The following is a 6,904-nucleotide window of genomic DNA, read 5'->3' as shown; positions in this document are numbered from 1 at the left end:
CGGTCACCGCCAACCCCGATCCCCAGGATGCCATCAAGAAGCAGGGCGGCCTCGCCGAACTCACAGGCGCTGTCGCCAGGCAGGCGCAAATCCTGCCCGACCCAATCGACGACTGGCTCGGCGGCATCGCTGGCGATACTAGCGGCCTGACGCAGAAGGCTGTCACCAACGAGCTCAACGCCATCTGGCGCGCCGACATCCTGCCGTTCTGCCAGGCGGCGCTCAACGACCGCTATCCGTTCAGTCCCGAGAGCGCGGTCGACGTCAATGTCCGCGACTTCGCCCGCCTGTTCGGGCCGTCCGGCCTGATCGACGCCTTCATCAACGACCATCTGATCAGCTACGTCGACACCGCCAGCCAGCCATGGAAATGGCGCGCCGATTTCGGCCTCGACCCTGCGGCGCTGGCGGCGTTCGAACAGGCCAGGCATATCCGCGACGATCTCTTTCCCGGCGGGACGGGCCCGGTGATGAGCTTCACGCTGGAGCCCAAGGACCTGTCGCCCAACGTCACGCGCGTGACGCTCAATCTCGATGGCCAGAACCTCGTCTACTTCAACAATGCGACGCGACCGCAACCGATGACGTGGCCCGGCAAGGACGGCACCGGCGTGATCTCGCTCGCCTTCCAGCCGGTCGACGGCTCGCCCGAGATCATGCTCAACGAGACCGGCAGCTGGGCATGGCTGAGGATGCTGCGCGCCGGCCGCTTCACCGGCACCTCGCTGTCGGATGTCTACAGCCTGCGCCTGGGCACCAAGGGCATGTACGCCGATTTCGAGCTCAAGGCGGCAAGCGTCGAGAACCCCTACAACCTCGAAATGTTCAAGAAGTTCACATGTCCGCCGCAGATATGATCCTGCCGGGCTTCTACGGCAAAATCCCCGCCACCGGCGATTTCGTGTCGCGGCGGCTGACGGGAGATTTTGTGCGCGTCTGGGATCGCTGGCTGGCGCAGCAGATCGTGCCGCTGATTGGGCTGGAGACGTGGCGGCCAGATACTGCTTTGCGCTTTCTCGCCGGCCCCACTTTGTTTGGCGCCTCAGCAGGCATCATCTTACAGAGCGCCGACCGCGTTGGTCGGCAGTTTCCCTTGAGCGTCGTTGCGCGGATAGCCGAAGCGCCATTGAAGCTCGCTTACGCCGATGCCTGGTTCGAAGGCATCGAAGAAGCGGCCTTCGCCGCGCAGCGAGGCGAGCGGACGCCCGACGAACTTGATGCAGCGTTGACGGGGTTACCCGTGCCGGCTGTCGATCAGTACAGCGACGTCATCGACGATCTAGTGATGTGGACCGCCCGCTCGGACATTTTCGACGTCGATGCGCAGGAGCCGCAAAAGACGCTGGAGCAGATCTTCGCCGCCACCTGGGAGACCAGCTGATGCAGATCTGGAACCAGATGGGCTATCCGCACGAATATACGACGGCAACCGATGTCGCAGGCCATGAGCACATCGTGGTTATCGTCAAGGGTACGTTCGATTTTCCGGCGACGTCTGGCGGAGAGGTGCGGAAATCGGCCCAGCAGGTGCCTCTGGTCATGGCCGACATGTCCACCGGGGCGCCCGGGTTCTCGGCCACGCTGTGGGAGTCCGACTTCGCCTTCCGCAAGCCGCGCTGCGACGTGATCGTCAATGGCTTTGCCTATGCGCCCGGAGGGCGCCCGGCGGAGCGGGTGCCGGTGGGCATCAAGGTCGGCAACTGGTCGAAATTGTTCGAAGTCGTCGGCCACCGTGAGTGGCGCGCCATCGGCCCCGTCTTTACAACGACCTCGCCCCAGCCCTTCCTCAAATTGCCGATCTCCTATGACGTCGCCTGGGGCGGCGTCGACCGGCTGGACCCGGAGGACAAGCTGCCCGCCAGCTACAAACACAACCCGGTCGGCACCGGCTGGTCGCGCACCAGGAACCAGCGTCTTGTTCCCGGCCTGCGGTTGCCGAACACACAGGCCGTCGGCGAAGAGATCCGCTCGCCGTTCGGCGACTACAGGCCGATGAGCTTCGGGCCGATGGGCCGGGGCTGGCCCGGCCGCATCGAGTATGGCGGCACCTATGACGACAACTGGGCCGACAACATTTTCCCATTCCTGCCGCCGGATTTCGACGAGCGCTATTTTCAAATGGCGCCGGTCGATCAGCAGATCGACCATCCGCGCGGTGGTGAAGAGATGCAATTGGTCAACCTGACGCCGGAAGGACGGCTCGGCTTTCGCCTTCCCGCGACCGGACTCTCGATGACGTTCTTCAAGCACCAGCAAAGGGTGTTCGATGGCAGCGTGCTGCCGGACACCCTGCTTGTCGATGCGGAGAACCGGCGATTTTCCCTGGTCTGGCGTGTCTCACAGAGGATCCAGCGCATGATCCTGGAGTTTACCGAGTGCTGGGTCGGCCCGCCGAGCGAGTCCATGCTGCGCGCCATGGATCGGGGTAAGGAATATATCCGCGCCAATCTGAAAATCCCCACGGACAGCGAAGCATGAACGGGTCGGTTGCGATCGCCTCGATCGGCATGGTCACGGCTGTCGGCCTCGACGCCCCGTCTTCGTGCGCAGCCATGCGTGCGAAACTGGACGGGTTTCAAGAGACACGTTTTCGCGGACCGCGTGGCGGCTGGCTGATTGGGGCGCCGGTACCGATTCCCCGAACCTGGATCGGCGAGAAGCGCATTGCGCATCTCGCCGCGGGCGCAATTGTCGAAGCGTTCAGCGGGGCTCCTGAGGCACGCGGCCAAACAGCGTTGATCCTATGCATCGGCGAGGAAGGCAGGCCGGGCCATCCCGTGCGCAGTCCCGCCAACCTGTTGCGACGCATCGCCGACATCGTGGAGGTCGAGGCATATTCGCGCTCCAGGGTAATCGCCCATGGTCGCCCCTCCGGACATGTCGCGCTCGAGCAGGCACGGCGGCTCATGTCCTCCGGCGAAACGCCCTACATCATGATCGTCGGCGTCGACAGCTATCTGACCTCGGAGACCATTCGCCACTACATCGGAGAGAGCCGCATTCTTGCGCCGCAGAACCCGAATGGCTTCATTCCAGGCGAAGCCGCCGCCGCAGTCTTGTTGTCGAAACGGAATATCAGGTCTCTGCGGTTGATGGGTCTCGGTCTGACTCGTGAGCTTGCTTCGATCTACAACAAGGAAGATCTCCCTCTTCGAGGCGACGCGATGACGACCGCCTACCGAGTGGCGCTTGAGCAGACCGGCATCGAAATGAACGGGGTTGGCTACCGGATGTCTGATCTCGTGGGCGAGCAATACTGGTTCCGGCAGACAGCACTGGCATCGTTGAGATTGGTCCGGGGGCGCCATGCCTTCCAGGATCTGTTGTCGCCGACCGAATCCTTGGGCAACATCGGCGCGGCCGTCGTGCCCATGATGATGGGTATGGCATGGACCGCGGCCCGGAAGGGCTACGACAAGGGCAATCCGGTCCTGATCGAAGCGTCCAACGACAGTGGTGCGTGCGGCGCCGCTATATTTGCGGCTGCAAGCTGATGTCGACGAACGTTTTTGCCAACGGTCTGGAAATTTCCGGCAAAGCCGTCGACGCAAAGACCTTGGGGGCGTTTCCGGACGTGTGCTTCACGCCGCCTGAAAATCCGGCCACCCCACCAGGCGTACCGGTCCCCTATCCGAGTTTCGGCTTTGCATCGGACACCGACAAGGGAACGGGTACCGTCAAGATCGCCGGCAAGACGGTCAACATCAAGAACCAGTCTTACCTGACGAAGACATCCGGCACCGAGGCCGGTTGCGCGGCGAAGAAGGGCGTCATCACGTCCAAGAATACCGGCAAGGAATATTTCAATTCCTGGTCGAGCGACGTGAAGTTCGATGGCGAGCCAGTCGTTCGCCATACGGATCTCGCGACGAACAATCACGCTTCGCCCCAAGCAAACACCCCGCCGATGACGCATGCGGCGCAGTGGGAGGTCGATGGCGTCTCGTGCAAAACGATCCTGACCAGAAACGATATGGTTCTTCACCGCCACGGCGACAGCACGTGCGACAGCAAGAAGGGGGAATGGTCGGAACACTATGTCGAAAATCAGTTCATGGCAGTGTCCGGCAACCGCAATAAGACCAAGGCCAAGTTCAAGAACTACAAATGTGACGACGCGCCCTGCCTTTGCATGCATTCCAGATGGACCAAGGGCGACACCAAGCCCAGCGGCATCAGGAACGGTCAAACCACCGGCACGGACCATTACGACAAGAGCAAGGTATGTCGTGACAGCCTGAAGAATGACGATCCGAACCTAGGTGAGTTCACCGACACCTGCGCTGAAGCGTCGGTGGAGAATCACGAGAACATGGCCGGCAAATCAGCCGCGGAGAAGGCAAGAGTGGCCGCCTGTCTGGTCGCGGTCTTCCTTGCTCACATCCAGGAAAAGATCAACGAGCATAGGAAAGCGACCGGCAAGCCACCTATGAGCATCAAAGACGTCAGGGCCATGACAAGGTAGGAGTTAGCCGTGAGCAAGTTCACCAACGACATCGAAACGATCCTCCGGGACCCGCGCTACCATGCCCAATGCATGCAGATCGTACCGTTCGGGCGGGATCACTGTGCCCTGCTTTTCGAACTCGGAACGCAGGACCACGACATCGCCTATTCCGTTGTTTTCGAAGTCAGCAGCTTCGCACCGGGAACCCAAAGTCAAACCTTGAAGCTTGAAGAATGGCTGGCGTCTCTCGCTTCCCCCAGCCTCACCAACCTTTTTGCCCTTGAAGTGGGAAGGGTCGTCTGGCGTTACCGCGGGGGCAACTGGACCTCGACGAAAGTCGCGAAGAATCTGATGCAGCGTGTGTGGTCCTATGACGACGGTCTCACCCTCCTGGTTGGAGACAAGGGGCAGTCGTGGGCGTTCGACGGAAATGCCTGGTCGGCCTTGAAAGCCGATCGGCCTCATCGCCTGCGCGACGTGCACGGACCACGGCGCGATCTTATCCACTGCGTAGGCCAGGTGGGAACTCTGCAGCGGCTGGTCGGTGACGGATGGCGGGCAATCGATCTGCCTATCGAAAACGATCTTTGGGGTGTCTTCGTAACGCCGGACGGCGTCGTTCGCGCCTGCGGCAATGATGGCACATGCATCCGCGTGGTGAACGAGGAAATGATCGAACTGGAAGCGCCCAAGAGCAGGTTTTTCTGCGTTCACCAGTTTCAGGGGGAGGTGTACTGGGGCGACAGCGAATTCGGCATCTACCGGGAACAAGGCAACCAGCTCGTAGAGTTCCACCCCGCCGGCACCGGCTGGGACATGCGTTCAGACACTGAATATCTCTATCTTGTCGGAGGCGGCATTGCCTGGCGCTTCGACGGCAAGAAATGGAACTCGTTGCAGCTTGACTATGACGGCACCGACCTTCGCCTGATCCAGTAGTCAGCGCGGCAGATGGGCGGCGAGATACTTGCGCACACTCGCGAGATTCAGCTGCGTCACGGCTATCGGCTGAACCGTGGGCTGGAGCATCCTGACGACGAACAATTCGCCCGCCTCCGGATATTCGGCAAATCGGTCATTGGCAATCTCGCGGCCGATGTCGCCCGCGACCCGCAATCCGTCCAGATGCGCTTCCAGCCGCTCTATCAATCGCGCCAGACGATCTTCATCCATGTCGGGATTCTCTTCTGGATGAAGCAAATGGTAGTCGTAAACCGTCCAAAGGAAGGCAGCCATCTCCGCGTGCTGGCGTACGATCTCGCGAAGCACCGGAACAGCCATCAGTTCAGGTTGATCGAACCGCCCCGAATGCGGTTCGACGCGCTTGCGTGACTAACGAGATAGGTGCCGCGGATTGTTATATGCCCGTCCTTCTCCATGACAATCGTGGCCTTGCCGCAACGCAGCTCAAGACGTTCGTCGGCGTTGATTTGCACGCTCTCGCCGTCCCGAATGACCCGTGTCGCCGACTTCCGGCCAGGATCGACAATGCGCCCGACGATCAGGGGCATCCGCGGGTCACCTCCCTGGAACAGCAGCGCCACTTCCGAGCCGACCATCGAAGATGTCAGTTCGGTGAGGCTGCGTGCCTGGAGCGCCGTCTGCTCCGGGTTCCCAGGGAAAACGACCAGCGGGGCCGAATCCTCGAAACCCAGGAAGATCCCGATTACGACGCCCTCAATTTTCGCGACCGTCCTGGCCATTCTGAATGATCTCTCAGTTCAGGTTGATCTTGCTGCCCTTCATGGTGATGTTCTTTGAGGCCTTGACCTCGATTTCACCGGACCCGATGACGGTTATGTCTTTGCCCTCGATGGTGATCGTCCCATCCTTCTTCATGCCGATCGCAGCTGATCCGCACTTGATGACGATCGCGTCGCCGGCCTCGATCGACAACGTCTTGCCAACCTTGATCCCGCCATCCTCACCAATGTCCACCAAACTCTTCTTGGCAATCTTGAGCGCACTATTGCCGCCAACCTCGGTAAGATCGTCCTTGGCAATCTTGGCGGAGCGGTCAGCGCCGATGTCGGTGCCTTGATTCTTTGCGATCTTAAAGTTCTGGTCGGCACCGACCTGGACGGCTTGCTCCGCCGCGATGTTCCAGCTGTCTCCCGCTCCGATGTCATGGCTCTGCGCCGCGCCCACGCTCACCGACCGCGACGCGCCGATCGTGTTCGACTGCACCGCACCGACGCTTCGTGTCTCGGAGGCCCCCACCGTATCGACACGCGCCGCGCCAACCGTGATCGTCTGCACGATGCCCACCGTCTGCGAATGGTTGGCGTCGATATTCTCCGTCGAGTTCGAAACGACGTGGATCGTCTCATTCGCCATCACCGTCAGCGATCGGTCCTTGCCCACCGTCTCGGTGTCGTTGCTGCCGATGTTCGTAGTCTGGTCGACGCCGACCTTGACCGTCTTGTTGTTGCCGACGTCCTCGTCGAGGTTGTGGCC

The 6,904-nt window shown here is 61.2% G+C and carries 8 protein-coding genes and 1 pseudogene; 6 read left to right on the top strand and 3 right to left on the bottom strand.

Features of this window, described 5'->3' with window-relative positions; translation table 11 throughout:
* The 6 genes from EN781_RS21360 to EN781_RS21335 form a co-directional block, all read left to right on the top strand.
* Window positions 1–857, top strand: an 857-nt coding sequence (locus EN781_RS21360; RefSeq protein WP_281034386.1) for a type VI secretion IcmF C-terminal domain-containing protein, incomplete at its 5' end; no start/stop codon positions are given.
* Window positions 854–1,381, top strand: a complete 528-nt coding sequence (gene tagF / locus EN781_RS21355) for a type VI secretion system-associated protein TagF (protein WP_126058940.1) — start codon at window positions 854–856, stop codon at window positions 1,379–1,381. The genes EN781_RS21360 and tagF, both read left to right, overlap by 4 nt.
* Window positions 1,381–2,478: a DUF2169 domain-containing protein gene (locus tag EN781_RS21350; RefSeq protein WP_126058939.1), complete on the top strand. Its 1,098-nt coding sequence runs from the start codon at window positions 1,381–1,383 to the stop codon at window positions 2,476–2,478. Before tagF ends, EN781_RS21350 begins: the two co-directional genes overlap by 1 nt.
* On the top strand, window positions 2,475–3,494 hold the full coding sequence (locus EN781_RS21345; protein WP_126058938.1) for a 3-oxoacyl-ACP synthase: 1,020 nt from the start codon (window positions 2,475–2,477) through the stop codon (window positions 3,492–3,494). The genes EN781_RS21350 and EN781_RS21345 overlap by 4 nt, the downstream gene beginning before the upstream one ends.
* Window positions 3,494–4,465: a DUF4150 domain-containing protein gene (locus EN781_RS21340; RefSeq protein ID WP_127400302.1), complete on the top strand. Its 972-nt coding sequence runs from the start codon at window positions 3,494–3,496 to the stop codon at window positions 4,463–4,465. Before EN781_RS21345 ends, EN781_RS21340 begins: the two co-directional genes overlap by 1 nt.
* A gap of 9 nt (window positions 4,466–4,474) precedes the next feature.
* A complete protein-coding gene (locus EN781_RS21335) occupies window positions 4,475–5,386 on the top strand; it encodes a hypothetical protein (protein ID WP_127400301.1) in 912 nt (303 codons plus the stop codon).
* On the opposite strand, the gene EN781_RS21330 is transcribed toward EN781_RS21335, so the two are convergent.
* The 3 genes and pseudogenes from EN781_RS21330 to EN781_RS21320 all read right to left on the bottom strand — a co-directional run.
* Window positions 5,387–5,731, bottom strand: coding sequence for a hypothetical protein (locus tag EN781_RS21330; protein WP_126058934.1), 345 nt, complete (start codon window positions 5,729–5,731; stop codon window positions 5,387–5,389). It abuts the gene before it with no gap.
* Window positions 5,728–6,150, bottom strand: a complete 423-nt coding sequence (locus EN781_RS21325; RefSeq protein WP_126058933.1) for a DUF6484 domain-containing protein — start codon at window positions 6,148–6,150, stop codon at window positions 5,728–5,730. Before EN781_RS21325 ends, EN781_RS21330 begins: the two co-directional genes overlap by 4 nt.
* Before the next feature lie 13 nt (window positions 6,151–6,163).
* A pseudogene (locus EN781_RS21320) lies at window positions 6,164–6,904 on the bottom strand (type VI secretion system tip protein VgrG); the annotation flags it as partial.

It is taken from the genome of Mesorhizobium sp. M4A.F.Ca.ET.090.04.2.1 (genome assembly GCF_003999085.1).
In the GTDB taxonomy this organism is placed as follows: domain Bacteria; phylum Pseudomonadota; class Alphaproteobacteria; order Rhizobiales; family Rhizobiaceae; genus Mesorhizobium.
This window is presented reverse-complemented; position numbering and strand designations above follow the sequence as displayed.

Bases quoted from the DNA above. Each gene is read 5' to 3' on its own strand.
- tagF (WP_126058940.1), top strand. From the start codon at position 854: ATGATCCTGCCGGGCTTCTACGGCAAAATCCCCGCCACCGGCGATTTC.
- EN781_RS21345 (WP_126058938.1), top strand. From the start codon at position 2,475: ATGAACGGGTCGGTTGCGATCGCCTCGATCGGCATGGTCACGGCTGTC.
- EN781_RS21340 (WP_127400302.1), top strand. From the start codon at position 3,494: ATGTCGACGAACGTTTTTGCCAACGGTCTGGAAATTTCCGGCAAAGCC.
- EN781_RS21325 (WP_126058933.1), bottom strand. From the start codon at position 6,150: ATGGCCAGGACGGTCGCGAAAATTGAGGGCGTCGTAATCGGGATCTTC.
- EN781_RS21350 (WP_126058939.1), top strand. From the start codon at position 1,381: ATGCAGATCTGGAACCAGATGGGCTATCCGCACGAATATACGACGGCA.